The organism is Microlunatus kandeliicorticis, from assembly GCF_014137855.1.
GTDB lineage: Bacteria > Actinomycetota > Actinomycetes > Propionibacteriales > Propionibacteriaceae > Microlunatus > Microlunatus kandeliicorticis.
On record NZ_JACGWT010000001.1, the window covers coordinates 309,623 to 325,656 of the forward strand.

Sequence of the window (16,034 nt, forward strand, 5' to 3'; positions counted from 1 at the left end):
GTCACCGTCGGGCCGTGGAGCTGGCCAGGGGAGGACGTTCGTGCGCATCGCCATGATCGGGACGCGAGGAGTACCCGCTCGCTACGGCGGATTCGAGACATGTGTCGAGGAGGTCGGCTCACGGCTGGCCGAGGCAGGCCACCAGGTCGTGGTGTTCTGTCGGTCCGGTAACGGACACGCAGAGGACCCGGTTGGAGAGCAGCCCGCCCGCTACCGTGGGATGGAGCTCGTCTGGCTCCCGGCGGTTCACCGACGTGCTCTCGAGACTCTGAGCCACACAGCACGGTCAGTGCTCCACCCTGCTCTGTCAGGGAGTGATGTCGCCTTGGTCTTCAACGCGGCGAACGCCCCTCTCCTGCCTGTGCTCCGGGCGCGACGGATCCCGGTCGCCACACACGTCGACGGGCTGGAGTGGAAACGCGCCAAGTGGTCAGGCTTGGGTGCCCGCTATTACCGAGCGGCCGAGAGTCTTGCGGTGAGCTGGTCGAACGCGCTGATCGCCGACGCCGCCGGCATCGTCGAGTACTACAACTCGGAGTTCGGCGTCGAAACCCGCCTGATCGCCTACGGGGCGCCGATCACCGACCGGAGCGATCTCGGTAGGCTCGACGACCTCGATCTGCCGGCAGGCAAGTTCCATCTCCTGGTTGCCCGCTTCGAACCTGAGAACCACGTGCTCGAGATCGTGCAGGGTTATGTTCGTAGTCGGGCCGAGCTCCCGCTCGTGGTGGTAGGTTCCGCTCCCTACTCGGCGTCTTACACCCAGGCGGTCCGCGCGGCTGCGGATCGCCGCGTCCGCTTCCTCGGCGGGATCTGGGACCAGGAGCAGCTCGATCAGCTCTATGCCGGTGCACTCACCTATCTCCACGGGCACTCGGTCGGTGGCACCAACCCGTCGCTGCTTCGGGCAGCCGGGGCAGCTGCGTACACGATCGCCTACGACGTCGGGTTCAACCGGGAGGTGCTCGAGCAGTTCGGTGACTACTTCCGAACTCCTGACGACGTCGCCGCCCTCGTCGAAGCAGCGGAGGCCCAGCCGTCTCGAGTCACGGACCGCGGCCTTCTGCTGCAGTCAGCCGCGCGACGTTACGACTGGGACGAGGTTGCTTCCGCCTACGCGCTCCTCTGTGAGGACCTGGCCGGCCGTCGAGCGCGCCTCCGTGGCTGGACCCGCGGGGTGCGGAGGGGGGCCGCCGCCGGTGCGACTTCTGGCTCGAACGTCGTGGCCGGGCTCGCGGCCCGCGGCAGAAGCACGACTCGCGGAGCGTGAGAAAGCTGCGCAGCTGAGTTGTCCTAGGAGATTCTTCGTCATCCGCTTGCGCGGCGCGGATCGCTGGCACGATGTTGCCGTTACCGGACGTACTCGGGCTCCTGACGGATTCACCATCTGCCATCGAACCCCCTAGTCGTCCGGTTTCCTCCGGAATCTTCCGGAGGTCCGGGGGGACACAGGAGCGGGACAGATGGCGGAGAACGCCGAGGTGTTCGTGCACGCCTTGGGAGCGTGCGAGAGCGACACAGTCGGGAGCGGGACCCGGGTGTGGGCGTTCGCCCACGTGCTCAAGGGTGCCGTGGTGGGTCGCGACTGCAACGTCTGCGACGGGGCCTACGTCGAGACCGGGGCCGTGGTCGGGGACCGGGTCACGATCAAGAATCAGGTGATGATCTTCGACGGCGTCACCGTCGAGGACGACGTCTTCCTCGGCCCCGGGGTGACCTTCACCAACGACCTGAACCCGCGGGCGCGGATCAAGCGGCACGGCGACGCGTTGCTCCCGACGCTGGTGCGGTCCGGCGCCACCCTCGGCGCCCGGGTCACCGTGGTCTGCGGCACGACCATCGGGGCGGACGCGTTCGTCGGGGCCGGCGCGGTGGTCACCGCCGACGTGCCCGACCGGGCGTTCGTGGTCGGCAACCCGGCCCGGCGGATCGGCTGGGCCTGCGACTGCGGCCTCCGGCTGCCCGACGCGCCCGACGGCCGGCCGGCCTGCCGCTGCGGGCGCCGCTGGGCCACGGTCGGGGATCGGCTCGAGCCCGTCGGCTGATCATGTACATCACCCTGCGCGGCGTCCCGGAGACCGAGGACGCCGGTCCCGAGGCCGACGGCGCCGCGGTCGTCGACCGTCCGGGGCGTGTCGCCACCCCACGCGCCCGGCTGCGCCGCGGAGCCGTGCCCCGCACCGTGCTGGCCCTCGGGGTGGTCAGCCTGCTCACCGACGTCTCGTCGGAGTCGGTCTCGGCGGTGCTGCCGCTCTACATCACCGCGATCATGGGGATGGGGCCGCTCGCGTACGGCTTCATCGACGCGATCTACCAGGGCACCTCGGCCGCCGTGCGGCTGCTCGGCGGCTGGTGGGCCGACCGCACCCGGCGCCCGAAGTGGGTCGCCTTCGCCGGGTACCTGGTCTCGGCGGTCTCCAAGTTCGGCCTGCTGGCCTTCACCGGCTTCGGCTCGTTGACCGGGGTGATCGCGGTCGACCGGCTGGGCAAGGGGCTCCGCACCGGGCCGCGGGACGCGCTGATCGTGACCGCGTCGGAGCCGCACCGGCTGGGGCGCAACTTCGGCGTGCACCGTGCGCTCGACACCGCCGGCGCGCTGATCGGCCCGCTGATCGCCTTCGCCGTGCTGGCCGCGATCCCGCTCGGGCTCGGCGGCTACCACGCGGTCTTCGTGATCAGCACCGCGTTCGCGATCATCGGCGTGGTGGCGCTGGCGCTGATCGTCCCCGACCTCCGCAGCGAGCGCCGGGCGGAGCCGTCGCCGGGGCCGCGGATCGCCCTCCGCCGAGCCGACTTCCTGCGTCCCGGCCTGCGCCGGGTGCTCGTCGCCGCCGCCGTGCTCGGCGTCGCCACCATCGGCGACGGCTTCATCTACCTGGCCCTCGCCGACGGGGGATCGCTGGCCACGCAGTACTTCCCGCTGCTCTTCGTCGGCACCAACGCGGTCTACCTGCTCCTCGCCGTCCCGCTCGGCCGGCTCTCCGACCGGGTGGGGCGCGGCACGGTGTTCCTGGTCGGCCACCTGCTGCTGCTCGCGGCCTACCTGCTGATCGGTGCCCACCTGGTCGGGACGCCCGGCGCCATCCTGGACCTCGTCTTGCTCGGGGCCTTCTACGCCGCCACCGACGGTGTCCTGTCCGCGCTGACCGCCCGGGTGGTCGCCGAGCAGCACCGGGCCAGCGGGATCGCCGCGGCGCAGACGGTGGTCGCGCTCGCCCGCTTCGTCTGCTCGATCGGCTTCGGGCTGCTCTGGCAGCTCACCGCCCGCTCCGACGCGGTCACCGCGATGGCAGTGGTGCTCGGGGTCGCCGTGGTCGTCGCGGGCTGGGCGCTCCGACCGCTGCTCGGTCGCACCGCCGTCCCGGCGTCGGGTGGTGCGGAGTGAACCGGATCAAGATCATCGTGCTGACCGGCGTCACCGTGCTGTGCCTGGTGGTGGCGGGCGGGTACTTCCTGTACGCGCGGGGGCTCGACCGGGCCATGGCCGCCCCCTCGGTCACCGGGTCGGCCGCTCCGTCGCTCGACCTGGCGGCCGTGCTCCGCGGCCCGCACATCGTCTTCCGCAGCACCCTGCTCGGCACCGGCTACGACCAGCTCGCCGCGGTCCCGCTGGACGCCCCGGGTGGGCCGCGGGCGTTCTCCCCGCTCAGCTGCGAACGGGTCTACGCCACCCGGACCGCCGGCGTCTGCGTCAGCGCCGACCGCGGCGTCGTCCAGACCTACGCCCTGCTCGGTCTGGACGCCACGATGACGAAGATCACCAACACCCCGCTGGCCGGCCTGCCCAGCCGGGCCCGGATGTCGCCCGACGGCACCCTGGTGTCGACCACCACCTTCGTCACCGGGCACTCCTACGCGCAGGCCAGCTTCTCGACCTCGACGATCGTCCGTCGGGACGGCCGCAGCCTGGGAAATCTCGAGACGTTCACCACCACGTTGCCCGACGGCCAGCAGCTCGTCGCCGCGGACCGCAACTACTGGGGGGTCACGTTCGCACCGGACGACGACACCTTCTACGCGACGGCGGCGTCGAACGGCACCACCTGGCTGGTCCGGGGATCGCTGGCGAAGCGGACCATGCAGGCGCTCCGCACCGACGCCGAGTGTCCGTCGCTCTCACCCGACGGGAAGCACGTGGCCTACAAGAAGCGGCTCGGCAACCGGACGCCCGGCGTCTGGCGGCTGGCCGTGCTCGACCTGGCCACCGGCCAAGAGACCCTGCTCGACGAGACCCGCAGCGCGGACGACCAGATGGAGTGGCTCGACGACAGCCACGTCCTCTACGGGATGCCCCGCGGCGGCTCGCAGGCGACCACGTCCGACGTCTGGGTGGCCCCGATCGACGGCAGCCGGCCGCCCCGGGTGCTGATTCCGGGTGCCGACTCGCCGGCGGTGGTCCGGATGTGACACCGGCCGTGCCGGCAGCAGGAACGGCCGAGGTGGCCTCGGCTCCAACGCATTCGTGAATGCGGCAGTTGTCTGAATCGGGGGGATTCACATGACTATTGACTCGAGCAAGCACTCGAACAACTTTGAGGTGGACTGGGGGTCCATCCAGCCCGGCCGGGTTCAGCGCTTCGAGCGCGCGGTCGACACCCAGGGTGTCGCCGACCGTCTCGACCGGTTGGCGGCCGTCGCCGTCACCGGTCTCGGCCGGATGTACGAACGGGAGCGCCGGAGCTTTCCGCAGACGGTCCGGGGCTTCCGCTCGGACACCGGACCGGACATCCGGCCCGAGGGCGACAGCCTGCGGTACGCCGCCATCGCCGCTCTCGGGATCGGCCTGCTGCCGATCGCGCAGCAGCGGCAGATCCTGAACGGTGACGATGCCCGCGGTCTGACGGCGCTGGTCATCGAGCGGGCACTCCGGGTCGAGGATCTTGGCGCGGTGGCTCTGGCGGCCTGGGCGGCGGCGGAAGTGGGGCACCACTTCGCTGAGGACCTGTTCCTGCACATCGACCGTCGGATCTCGAGCTCGCACCCGATCGACGTCGTCGAGTGCTCCTGGGCGCTGACCGCGGCCGTCAGCGCGTCGCGGTTGGCCAAGCTCGACGATCTCACCCGCAAGATCGAGCGGCGGTTGTCGGCGGCGCAGGGTCCGGGCGGTCTGTTCCCGCACGTCCTGTCCCCGCTACCCCAGAAGGGCGTCCGCTCGCACGTCGGGTGCTTCGCCGACCAGGTCTACCCGATCCAGGCGCTGGCCCGGCTGCACCTGCTCACCGGCAACCCGGCCGCTCTGGAGCGGGCCGACGCCTGCGCCGAACGGATCGTCGCCCTGCAGGGCAAGCAGGGCCAGTGGTGGTGGCACTACGACGCCCGGAGCGATGCAGTCGTCGAGCGCTTCCCGGTCTACAGCGTGCACCAGCACGCGATGGCGCCGATGGCCCTGCTCGATCTGGCCGAGGCGGGTGGGGCCAACCACTCCGCGGCCATCGCCCGCGGCCTCGGCTGGATCGACAACCACCCGGAGGCGCTCGCGGACCTGGTGTCGGAGCGTTTAGGGGTGATCTGGCGCAAGGTCGGGCGACGCGAACCGCGCAAGCTGGCTCGCGGGCTCGCCGCGACCCTGACGTCGAGACGACCCGGATCGACGCTTCCACTGCTGGACCGGCTGCTCCCGCCGGGCCCGATCGACTACGAGTGCCGCCCCTACGAGCTGGGCTGGCTGCTGTACGCCTGGTCCGGCACCGGGGCGCTCTCGGCGATCAGCGGGGCGGACTCCCGTGCTTAAGCCGGCCGCCCCGGCCCGGCAGATGTTCGGCCTCAAGATCGACGCCCTGACGCTCGACGACGTGATCTGGTACTCCCGTCGCGCCATCGAGAACCGGCAGCGGCTGCTGATCGGTGTGGTCAACGCGGCTAAGGTGATCAACCTGCGCACCGACGCGTCGCTGCGCGAGTCGTTGATGGAGTGCGATCTGGTCCTCGCCGACGGTCAGTCGGTGGTCTGGGCCGGCGTCGTGCTCAAGCAGCGGTTGCCCGAGCGGGTGGCCGGGATCGACATCTTCCAGGAGCTTCTGGCTCTGGCCGACGCGGAGCACCGGTCGGTCTACCTGCTCGGCGCCAGAGCGGAGGTGCTGGAGAAGCTGGTGGCGGTGATCAACCAGCGCTACCCCGGTGCACGGGTGGTGGGCAGCCGGGACGGCTACTTCACCGAGGATGAGAGCGCCGGAGTCGCCGCCAAGATCCGCGAGGCCGGGGCCGACATGCTCTTCCTCGGTATCACCTCGCCGAAGAAGGAGATCTTTCTCGGCACCTACGGGTCGCAGCTCGACGTCCCCGTGCTGCACGGGGTCGGCGGCTCGTTCGACGTCCTCGCCGGGGTGACGCAGCGGGCGCCGCAGCTGTGGCAGCGGGTCGGGATGGAGTGGGCCTACCGGTTGAAGCAGGAGCCGAGCCGGCTCTGGCGCCGCTACTTGAACACCAACTCCCGTTTCGTCGGCTTGGTGGTGCAGGAATACAGGAACCGCGGCGGTATCGGCCGCAAGATCACGAAGGAACGTTCATGAGCGCGACATTCTCCGGCCGGGTCGCCGTCGTCGGCCTCGGCTACATCGGCCTTCCCACCGCGGTCGTGCTGGCCACCCGCGGCGTCGACGTCGTCGGCGTCGATGTGAACCCCGCCACGGTCGACGCGGTGGAGCACGGTCAGGTCCCCTTCGTGGAGCCCGACCTCGCCGTCGGTGTGACCGGCGCGGTGGCCATGGGCCGCCTGAAGGCGACCACCGAAGTCCCCAGTGCCGACGCCTACATCATCGCCGTCCCGACGCCGTTCAACCCCGACCACACCGCGGATCTGAGCTACGTGCGTTCGGCGGTCGAGTCGGTGGCGCCCAAGCTCCGCGGCGGTGAGGTGGTGGTGATCGAGTCGACGTCACCGCCGGGCACCACCGAGACCGTGAGCCGGTGGCTCGGTGAGCTGCGTCCCGACTTGCGGATGCCGCACGCCACGGAGGGGATCCCCGACGTGTTTCTGGCCCATTGTCCCGAACGCGTCCTGCCGGGCCGGATCATGGTCGAGATGATCACCAACGACCGGGTGGTCGGTGGCATCTCCCCGCGCTGCGCGGAGAAGGCGGCCGCGATCTACCGGGTGTTCTGCCAGGGCGAGATCCTGCTGACCGACGCGGCCAGCGCCGAGATGGCCAAGCTCGTCGAGAACTCCTACCGCGACGTCAACATCGCCTTCGCCAACGAGCTGTCGCTGATCTGCGACTCGCTGCAGCTGGACGTTTGGGAAGTCATCCGGATGGCGAACCGGCATCCCCGGGTCAACATCCTGACGCCGGGTCCCGGTGTGGGTGGTCACTGCATAGCCGTCGATCCGTGGTTCATCGTGGGCGCCGCGCCGGGCCTGTCTAAGCTGATCAAGGTCGCCCGTGAGGTGAACGACAGCAAGCCCCACCACGTCGCCGCCCAGGTGGCCCGTCGGGCGGCGCGGTTCCGCGACCCGGTGATCGCCTGCCTCGGGCTCACCTTCAAGGCGAACGTCGACGACGTCAGGGAGAGCCCGGCCCGCGAGGTCGTGTCGTTGATCGCCGAGTCGCTTCCCGACGCGGAGATCATGGTCTGCGACCCCTACGTCGAGGAGCTGCCGCGCGAGCTCGCCGACCGGTCGAACGTGAGGCTTCAGCGGGCGACCGCCGCGATCACTGGTGCGGACATCGTCGTGATGCTGGTCGAGCACGACCAGTTCCGGGCGCTCTCCCGCAACCTCCTGGAGGGCAAGGTCGTGTTCGACACGCAGGGTGTCCTCCGGCGCTGACCTCGGGCGTGCAACGCGCAGGGCGGGCAGTCATCGGCTGCCCGCTCTCGGCGTTCCCTGCGCTGCCTCTGCGGCGATGGTCAGGCGGTCGGGGGCGCCGGGTCGAAGTCGTCGATCCGGGGGCCGAGACCGAAGTAGTGCTCGATCGCCGCGACGGCACGAGCCGAGGCCTTGCCGTCACCGTAGGGATTCACGGCCTGGGCCATCCGCCGGTAGGCGTCGGGAGCGGTCAGCAGCTGGGTGACGCGAGCGACGATGGTCCGGGTGTCGGTGCCCACCAGCTCGACTGTGCCGGCCTCGACCGCCTCGGGCCGCTCGGTCGTCTCCCGCATCACCAGGACCGGCTTCCCGAGACTGGGAGCCTCCTCCTGCACACCACCGCTGTCGGTCAGCACCACGGTGCTGGCGGCCAGCGTCTGCGAGAAGTCGCTGTAGGCCAAGGGCTCTGTGACCACGACGTTGGTCAGGCCCTCGAGGGGCGGCAGGAGCACCTCCCGGACGACCGGGTTGAGGTGCGCCGGCAGCAGGATAGTCAGCTCGGGGAACGCGACGGCGATCTCGGCCAGCGCGGCCGCCGTTCGCGCCATCGGCTCGCCCCAGGACTCCCGCCGGTGGCTGGTGACGAGGAGCAACGGCCCCCCATCGAGTTCCTCCAGACAGCGGGCGAGGACTGGATCAGTGATCGGTCGTGGCTCCGCTACCACGCCGAGCAGGGCGTCGATCACCGTGTTTCCGGTGATCACGATCCGCCCCAGATCGACGTTGTCGCGCAGCAGGTTCGCCCGCGAGTTCGCGGTGGGCGCGAGGTGCAGCGCGCTCAGCTGGGTCGTCAGCCGCCGGTTCACCTCCTCCGGGAAGGGGTTGTAGACCTCGCCGGTGCGCAGACCCGCCTCCAGGTGGAACACCGGGACCTGTTGGTAGAAGGCCGCCAGCGCGGCGGCGAAACAGGTGGTGGTGTCACCCTGGACGAGGACCGCGTCGGGCCGCAGGTCGATGATCACCTCGCTGAGGCCCTGCAGCGCGCGGCTGGTGATCGATTCCAGGGTCTGCCTCGGCGCGATGATGTTCAGATCGCGGTCGGGGACGATCCCGAACAGCTGGTTCACCTGGTCGAGCATCTCGCGGTGCTGCCCGGTGACGGCCACGATGGGCCGGCAGTGCTCGCTGCGCTCCAGCTCGCGTACCAGCGGGGCCAGCTTGATGGCCTCGGGCCGGGTGCCGTAGATCATCAGCACGGTCTTCACGCGAGGGCTCCTGCGGTGGTCGGGACGGTTCGTCGACGGAGAGGGGAGAGGAGTGCGGCGACCGAGAGCGCGCCGCCGATCAGCAGGACGGTTCCGGCCGCCCGGCCGCGCGACCCGTCGCTGAAACGCACCTGGAGCTGTCGCGGGGAGATGCTGGTGGTGATCATCTGCGAGGCGTCGACCCCGAGCTGCTGCTGGTTGTCCCTGACCTTGGCCTCGATCTCGGCGAAGGTGCGGACCATCCGCTGCTGGACGATCTCGGGAGTCGGGCCGCTCGCCTCGACATCGAGGACCGGCTGGCTGAAGTTCGTGGCCCACTGACCTCCGAAGTTCGGCACGCGGACCGTGATGCCGTTCGTGATCCCGCGGTCGACGATCGTCACGTCCGGGCCGTTCGGGTTGTACTGCGTCGACCGACCGGACATCTGACGTTCGACGATGCCCGCCAGCGAGACGAGGCTGCCAGAGCCGTCCTGCAGATTGTTCGGACGGCTCTGCACCGCCGGTGCGATCAGGAGGACGCTGCTCCGAGCCCAGTAGACGCCGGGCCGGGTGATCACGACACCGCAGGTGGCCAGGGTGACGGCCAGCAGCGCCGCAGCGATCATCAGGTGACGCAACCGCGCGATCCGCTTCATGGCGAGGACTTCCTTAGTCGGTCAGGTCTCGACCGCGGTGCTCCGAGATCATCGACCTAACCCGGCGCGGGAGATACGAACTGCACTTAGACTAGTGCGCAGGCGGGCAGGTAGCCGCCGATTCGGGGGAATCACGGGCACATCGCCGAGAGCGCCGTCAAGGCGTCGATCCGGCTGCGTCCCGGCAACATGAAGTAGGCCGCATGGAACTGCGCGAGATCGTGGCGAGCGTCCGGAGACAGTGGGCGATCGCCCTCGTCGGAATCCTCGTCACCGTAGGACTCGGGGTAGGAGCGGTGGTGATCGTCCCACCGAGTTATCAGTACGAGGCCAACATCGTCCTGTTGCCACCGCGGACGAGCGTCGATACCGGGGGCAACCCGTATCTCCTGCTCAGCGGGCTCAGTCAGCCGTTGGACGTGTTGTCCGTCTCACTCCAGGACCAGTCGACTCTCGAGCTCGTCCACGGCATCGACCGGAACGCCGAGGTCACGGTCGCCCCGGACGCCAACTCCAGTGGCCCGATCCTCGTCATCACCGCGGAGGCCCCGACCGCCGCGAAGGCGCGTGAGGCGCGGGACGCGGTGGCGGCCCTCGTGCCTAGCCGGCTGCTGACGCTGCAGGACCAGCTGAACATCGTGCCCCGTGCGCAGATCACCTCGATGGTGCTGACGGCTGATCAGGTGCCCCAAGTGGTGAACAAGACACGTCTGCGCGCCGCCGTCGGCGTGGTCGGTCTCGGGCTCGTCGCTACCCTGCTGCTGATCGCGCTGCGCGACGGCCGGATCGGACGTCGGGGGCGCCGCCGGGCGACGGTGGACGACGATGCCTGGGCCGAGGCGGGCACTGGACCCGGGCCGGTGGACGAGATTCAGCCTGTCGGCGCGAGTCCGGCTTCCCGGTCGGCGCCGGGCCAAGGCAAACCCCGCCGTGAAGCGCAGGCGACGGCTGGTCGGCGCCAGGACCCTGACGAACCGGACCATGGTGGAGCGGAGCGGGCGACGCTTCGCGGGCGAGCTCGCGGCGATTCCGGTTCATCTCGGGTGCGGGAGCACCGGCCGGGTCGGCGGTCGGGTGGCGTCGAGCCCGCGCCGGCAACAGCGACGGCCGGGGTGGAGTGGTCCTGGGAGGCTGCCGAGAACGCGGACGAGCGTACCGGGATGGCGGCTGACGACCGGGAACACGTGACTTCGTGAGCAGTGGCGCTGAGCCGCGGGCTCGCTGGTGGCGCCATCGCTTCGACGCGACCTCGCTGCTGAGCATCTACGTCTTCCTGCTTTTCGCAATCCCCTCGCGACTGATCATCGCCCCGCTCGGAGGCGCCGGTTCTCCGGCGCTCCTGGTCGGCTTCGCGGCGCTGCTCTGGTGGGGCTGGAACGCGGTGCGCCAGCTCGCCCGACGCACGGGCACGACGTCGACCGGCACGCCGGCCTCGGGTATCAGTCCCGGTCCACGAGGGGCACGGGTGGAACGCGTGTCCTTGGCCGGCTTTGTCCTCCTGTGCGCGGTTCTGGCGTCCTACGTGATGGCGACGTTGCGTCCGATCAGTGCGGACGAGCTGAGCACCGCGACGCTCGGGGTCGTCTCCTGCCTCGGATGGCTCGGCTTGCTGCTGCTGGGCGCGACCATGATCGGCAGAGCCGACCGGCTGACGCAGCTCTTCGACCGGGTGGTCCTCGCCGGTGGCCTGCTGGCGCTGCTCGGGCTCGCCCAGTTCTTCTTCCACCAGACCTTCATCGACATCATCCAGATCCCCGGGCTCTCGGCCACCCAGCCGATCTACGGTGTGCAGTCCCGGGAGGGGTTCACCCGGCCCGCCGGGACCGCGATCCACCCCATCGAGTTCGGGGTGGTGCTCACGACGGTATTGCCGATGGCCATCGCCCGCGCGATCGACGGACGCGAGCTGCGGCCCGTGCGGCGGTACTTCCCTGCCTCCGCGATCCTGCTCGCGATCCTGCTGTCCGTGTCGCGGTCGGCGCTGGTGTGTGCCGCCGTCGGCATCATCGTCTGCATCCCGGGCTGGCCGCGGCGGGCCCGCGGTCCGATCATGGTGGCCTGCGGCGGGCTCGGCGTGCTGGTCTTCCTCACCGTCCCCGGCATGCTCGGGTCGATCCTCGGGCTGTTCTCCGGGATCGGCACGGACTCCAGCGCGCAGTCGCGGGTAGACAGCTGGGGATTCGCTCTGCACTACTTCGCCGAGTCCCCGATCCTCGGTCGCGGCTTCGCCACGTTCCTCCCGAAGTACCACATCCTCGACAACCAGTACCTGCTGCTGTTGGTGGAGATGGGTGTGGTCGGTCTCGTTGCCGTCCTGGCGCTGGTCGCCAGCGGTCTCCGGTCGGCGTTCGCCGCCGCCTCCTTCCTGCCGCCCGAGTCCAGGGTGCAGCCGATCGCCCTGGCGGGTGGCATCGCCGCGGCGGCCAGCAGCCTGGCGCTCTTCGATGCGTTCTCCTTCCCGATGGTTCCGGGGCTGCTGTTCCTGTTGCTGGGAATGGCCGGCGGGTGGCTGGGCTGCTCGGCAGCCCCGTCCGACACTGGCGTCCTTGCAGCGGTCGCCGGTCGGGGCGAGAGCTATCGGTGCTGACTGAGGATTGGGCAAATGTTCGGCGGCTCGCTTGCGTGACCCGCGGCCGCGGAGCTTGAATGCCGCTGTCTTCGGGGGATCGCATCGAGCGCCGGACCAGTGGGGGTACTGTCCGCGGAAAGCCCAGGGCCCCCCATGCACCCACGTCACGACCGCCGGCCAGGCGGTCGCACTCCGCACCTCACGACCCGGTCCGGCCGCGCCGGACTGCTCGGTGTCGCCGTCACGCTGACTGTCGTCGGGGCGATTAGCTCGTCGACCACCAGCGGCACGGCCGAGGCGACCCCGCGACATGCCACACCGGCCAGCGCCTACGGCTTCTTCGGTGGATCGGTCAAGCCGACCCGTCCGAACTATCCCGACCCGGCCGCCGTCACCGTGGGGTTCCGCTTCTTCTCACGAACGGCCGGCGCCGTGACGCAGATCCGCTTCTACAAGGGTGCCGGCAACACCGGCACCCACCGAGGCGCGGTGTGGGACGGCTCGGGCAGGAAGCTGGCCGAGGTCACCTTCACCAAGGAAACCGCGGCAGGTTGGCAGACCGCGACGTTCGCCAAGCCGGTGGCGGTCCGGGCGAACGCCGCCTACGTGGTTGGCTATCGCGCCCCGCACGGTCACTACGCGGCGAAGGCGGGCCAGTTCGCTGCGGGGAAGCCGCTCACGGTCCGGGATCTGACGGCGAGCACCGGCCTCTACAGCTACGGAACCGGGATGCCCGACCAAACCTGGCGCGGCACCGGCTACTACGTCGATCTGCGTTTCGTCCCGGCCAAGGTCGCGCCGAGCCCGATCCCGAGCCCGTCGCAGAGTCCGGTTCCCTCGCAGAGTCCGGCTCCCTCGCAGAGTCCGGCTCCCTCGCAGAGCCCGACGGCTCCGGCATCACCGACGACGGCACCCGATCCGTCGTCGGGACCCGGCGGCGCGGGGCGGACGCATTGCGCCGCGGATCCGGGAGCCTGCGGCTATCCGGATGCCTCGACCACGGGACCGGCGCCGGGAACGGTCTTCACGCGGAAGGTCGGCTCGGTCATCGTCGACAAGCCGGGAACGGTGATCGACGGTCTCGACGTCACCGGTGAGATCGTGGTTCAGGCCCCGGACGTCACGATCAGGAACACCCGTGTGGTCGGGGGTCGCGGAGCAGGGAGCTCGGACTGGGTGCTCCTGGTCCGACCCGGTGCCGACAACCTCATGATCGAGGACAGCGACCTGAGCACCCCGACCGGAAGCGCGCAGGACCTCGCTTGCGTCCTCAACATCGGGGACAGCGCGCCGACGGTGCTGCGATCGAACCTGCACGGTTGCACGATCGGCGTCTCCAGCGGTGGAGGTCTGGTGGCCGACAACTACATCCACAACCTGTCACAGGTGAGGGGGCTCTCCCACAACAACGGCGTCGCCTCGATGGGCGGAGGCGGTCTCACCGTCCGCCACAACACGATCCTCAACCAGTTCGAGCAGACCTCGGCCGTCGCGCTCTACCAGGACTTCGGCACGCAAAGGAACGACCTCGTGGTCGACAACATCCTGGCCGGTGGGGGCTACTGCGTGTACGGCGGGCAGGGGGAGAACGGCCCGACGGCCGACATCCGCATCACCGGCAACCGCTTCTCTGCGAAGTTCGCCCAGGGCTGCGGGGCGTTCGGGCCGCTGGCCCACTTCACCGAGAGCGATCCCGGGAACAGCTTCAGCGGCAACGTCTGGGACGAGACGCTGGACCCGGTGCGGTGACCCCGTTGCGAGAACGAGGATGCGGTACGGGGCGCGCGGCGCGCTGGGCGGACCGCGGGACGAAGTCTCTCGACGAAGGCGGGCCTGCCTAGTGCGACGTCATCCTCCGGGGAGCTGGCGCGGTGCCCGGGCACGGCGGTGTCCGCCGCGGGCCTGGTTTGCGTTCCGTCCCGATGATTGCGTTATGGTGACGACCGTCCGGCCGGGGTAAGAGCCGATCGCGTGCGAGCCAGGTGCGCAATCGGGAGAGTCGGTTCCTGTTCGGGACCGGCCCGATCTGGGAGGCCCCGTGTCCCAACGCATCCAGCAACGACTGAAGTCTGCCCGGAAACGCCCGCGGCCGCGGCCGCGGTATGCGGCGCCGGTGCCGCGGCGGTCTCGCCTGACACCGCTCGTCCTCATGATCACCGGCCTGCTGACGGTGGCCAGCCCGTTCGTGGTCGTGGAACGCGCAGCCGCCGAGACGGTGTCGCTCTGGTCGACCTCGGCCGTCCCTCAGACCCGAACCGACCCGGACACCCGCTCGGTGGAGGTGGGGACTCGATTCCGCACCGCCGTCGCCGGATCCCTGGTGGGGATCCGCTTCTACGCCTCGGCCGACAACGACGGGCCGCACCAGGTGCACCTCTGGGGCGACGACGGCGGCGTGCTCGCCCAGCAGGCGGTCGGCCAAGCGGACCCGGGCTGGCAGACCGTCCGTTTCGACCGCCCGATCCCGCTCAGGGCCGGTAGCGACTACGTCGCCTCTTACGTCGCGCCGCACGGTGGCTACTCCGATGATCAGAACAGCCTCTCGCCGCGCAGCCCGCGGGTGAGCGGTCCGCTGACCGCTTTGGCCGGGGTGTACAGCTACGGCGGCGACATGCCGTCCCAGACCTGGAACGACTCGAGCTACTACGTCGACGTGATCTTCGATCCGGCATCGGCCAGCACGGCGACCACGACCGCTCCCAGCCCCGAGCCTGGTGCGGGATCGATGGCGCCGACTGCGGCTCCCACCCGGTCGGTGACGAGCTCGCCGAGCGCCACCCCTACCAACAGTGCACCCGCCACCGGAGCGTCGTCGTCGAGCGCACCGGCCACGGCCCCGTCGTCGACACAGACCACGACGAAGCCGGCGACGAGCCCCACGGCGCCGTCCAGCCCGGCCACGAGCGCGAAGCCCACCAGTTCCGCGTCGACCCTGCCGACGTCCACCTCCGGCAGCAGCTCAGATGGACTAAGGCTCGGCTGTGCGCTGGTCCCGAGCGGCTGCGGGTATCCGGACGCGACCAACACCGGCGTGCCCTCCGGCACCAAGCTGGTCCGGATCCCCGCTGACGTCAGCTCGGGCAGCGGCTGGTCGTTCCACGACGGCTACCTCGACATCACCGGGTCGCGCACGACCCTCAGTGGCTACGCGATCACCGGTGACGTGAGCGTGTCGGCGGACGACGTGACCATCGAGAACTCCTCGATCACCGTCGGCGGTGAGTCGTTCGGCGTTGCCGTCCGGCACGCCGACGACCTGCGTCTGGACCATGTCGAGATCAAGCCGCCGAGCACGGCGGACCGGCTGCTGGTCGGGGTCAAGGACATCTACGGGGACTCGAACGGCACCACGATCGTCGACTCCGAGATCTCCGGTGTCTCGACGGGGATCCAGATCGGCGGAGGCACCATCGAGGACAACTACATCCACGGCCTGATCGCCAACGACGGTGATCATCTGAACGGCGTGACCAGCAATGGGTCGACCCAGCAGCTCACGATCCGTCATAACACGATCCTGAACCCGGTCAGCCAGACCGACGCCATCGGCCTGTTCCAGGACTTCGGTGTGGAGGCGAACCGGTCGATCGACGACAACCTTCTCGGCGGGGGCGGCTACACGCTCTACGCCGGCTCGGGCACCCATGGGACGACGAGCGGGATCAAGATCACCAACAACCGCTTCACCGCCTCGTTGTTCCCTCTCGGGGGCTACTGGGGTCCGGCGACCGCCTACGACCGGAACGGTTCGGGCAACACCTGGAGCGGAAACGTCTGGGATCTGACCGGGCTTCCCGTCGGTACCCCGTGATCAGCGA

Annotated in this window: 13 protein-coding genes; 11 read left to right on the forward strand and 2 right to left on the reverse strand. The window is 70.0% G+C overall.

Annotated features, from left to right (window positions below; genetic code table 11):
- Nucleotides 1–52: 52 nt before the first annotated feature.
- The 7 genes from FHX74_RS01410 (at nucleotide 53) to wecC (ending at nucleotide 7,765) form a co-directional block, all read left to right on the forward strand.
- Entirely contained in the window at nucleotides 53–1,270 is a 1,218-nt protein-coding gene (locus FHX74_RS01410) for a DUF1972 domain-containing protein (RefSeq protein ID WP_182558904.1), read from the forward strand.
- Between the two features lie 193 nt (nucleotides 1,271–1,463).
- Entirely contained in the window at nucleotides 1,464–2,045 is a 582-nt protein-coding gene (locus FHX74_RS01415; protein WP_182558303.1) for an acyltransferase, read from the forward strand.
- A gap of 2 nt (nucleotides 2,046–2,047) precedes the next feature.
- Nucleotides 2,048–3,385 carry an MFS transporter gene (locus FHX74_RS01420; protein ID WP_182558304.1) on the forward strand — a complete coding sequence of 446 codons (1,338 nt, stop codon included), beginning with the start codon at nucleotides 2,048–2,050 and terminating at the stop codon, nucleotides 3,383–3,385.
- Nucleotides 3,382–4,407 (forward strand): TolB family protein, encoded by a 1,026-nt coding sequence (locus FHX74_RS01425; RefSeq protein WP_182558305.1) that lies wholly within the window; start codon nucleotides 3,382–3,384, stop codon nucleotides 4,405–4,407. The genes FHX74_RS01420 and FHX74_RS01425 overlap by 4 nt, the downstream gene beginning before the upstream one ends.
- Nucleotides 4,408–4,537: 130 nt before the next feature.
- Nucleotides 4,538–5,731 carry a hypothetical protein gene (locus FHX74_RS01430; protein ID WP_182558306.1) on the forward strand — a complete coding sequence of 398 codons (1,194 nt, stop codon included), beginning with the start codon at nucleotides 4,538–4,540 and terminating at the stop codon, nucleotides 5,729–5,731.
- A complete protein-coding gene (locus tag FHX74_RS01435) occupies nucleotides 5,724–6,509 on the forward strand; it encodes a WecB/TagA/CpsF family glycosyltransferase (RefSeq protein WP_220483371.1) in 786 nt (261 codons plus the stop codon). The genes FHX74_RS01430 and FHX74_RS01435 overlap by 8 nt, the downstream gene beginning before the upstream one ends.
- Nucleotides 6,506–7,765, forward strand: a complete 1,260-nt coding sequence (gene wecC / locus FHX74_RS01440) for a UDP-N-acetyl-D-mannosamine dehydrogenase (RefSeq protein ID WP_182558307.1) — start codon at nucleotides 6,506–6,508, stop codon at nucleotides 7,763–7,765. The genes FHX74_RS01435 and wecC overlap by 4 nt, the downstream gene beginning before the upstream one ends.
- Before the next feature lie 80 nt (nucleotides 7,766–7,845).
- Here wecC and wecB read toward each other — a convergent pair whose 3' ends face one another.
- Nucleotides 7,846–9,009, reverse strand: coding sequence for a non-hydrolyzing UDP-N-acetylglucosamine 2-epimerase (gene wecB / locus FHX74_RS01445; protein WP_328823557.1), 1,164 nt, complete (start codon nucleotides 9,007–9,009; stop codon nucleotides 7,846–7,848).
- Entirely contained in the window at nucleotides 9,006–9,647 is a 642-nt protein-coding gene (locus tag FHX74_RS01450) for a hypothetical protein (RefSeq protein WP_182558308.1), read from the reverse strand. The genes wecB and FHX74_RS01450 overlap by 4 nt, the downstream gene beginning before the upstream one ends.
- Nucleotides 9,648–9,850: 203 nt before the next feature.
- Between FHX74_RS01450 and FHX74_RS01455 the strand changes: the two genes are divergently transcribed.
- The 4 genes from FHX74_RS01455 (at nucleotide 9,851) to FHX74_RS01470 (ending at nucleotide 16,027) form a co-directional block, all read left to right on the forward strand.
- Nucleotides 9,851–10,843: a YveK family protein gene (locus FHX74_RS01455; protein WP_182558309.1), complete on the forward strand. Its 993-nt coding sequence runs from the start codon at nucleotides 9,851–9,853 to the stop codon at nucleotides 10,841–10,843.
- Between the two features lie 269 nt (nucleotides 10,844–11,112).
- The gene (locus tag FHX74_RS20870) at nucleotides 11,113–12,234 is read left to right on the forward strand and encodes an O-antigen ligase family protein (RefSeq protein WP_182558310.1); all 1,122 of its coding nucleotides are present in this window, start codon (nucleotides 11,113–11,115) and stop codon (nucleotides 12,232–12,234) included.
- A gap of 135 nt (nucleotides 12,235–12,369) precedes the next feature.
- Nucleotides 12,370–13,965 (forward strand): DUF4082 domain-containing protein, encoded by a 1,596-nt coding sequence (locus tag FHX74_RS01465; protein WP_182558311.1) that lies wholly within the window; start codon nucleotides 12,370–12,372, stop codon nucleotides 13,963–13,965.
- Nucleotides 13,966–14,365: 400 nt separating this feature from the next.
- On the forward strand, nucleotides 14,366–16,027 hold the full coding sequence (locus FHX74_RS01470; protein WP_182558312.1) for a DUF4082 domain-containing protein: 1,662 nt from the start codon (nucleotides 14,366–14,368) through the stop codon (nucleotides 16,025–16,027).
- Nucleotides 16,028–16,034 lie beyond the last annotated feature (7 nt).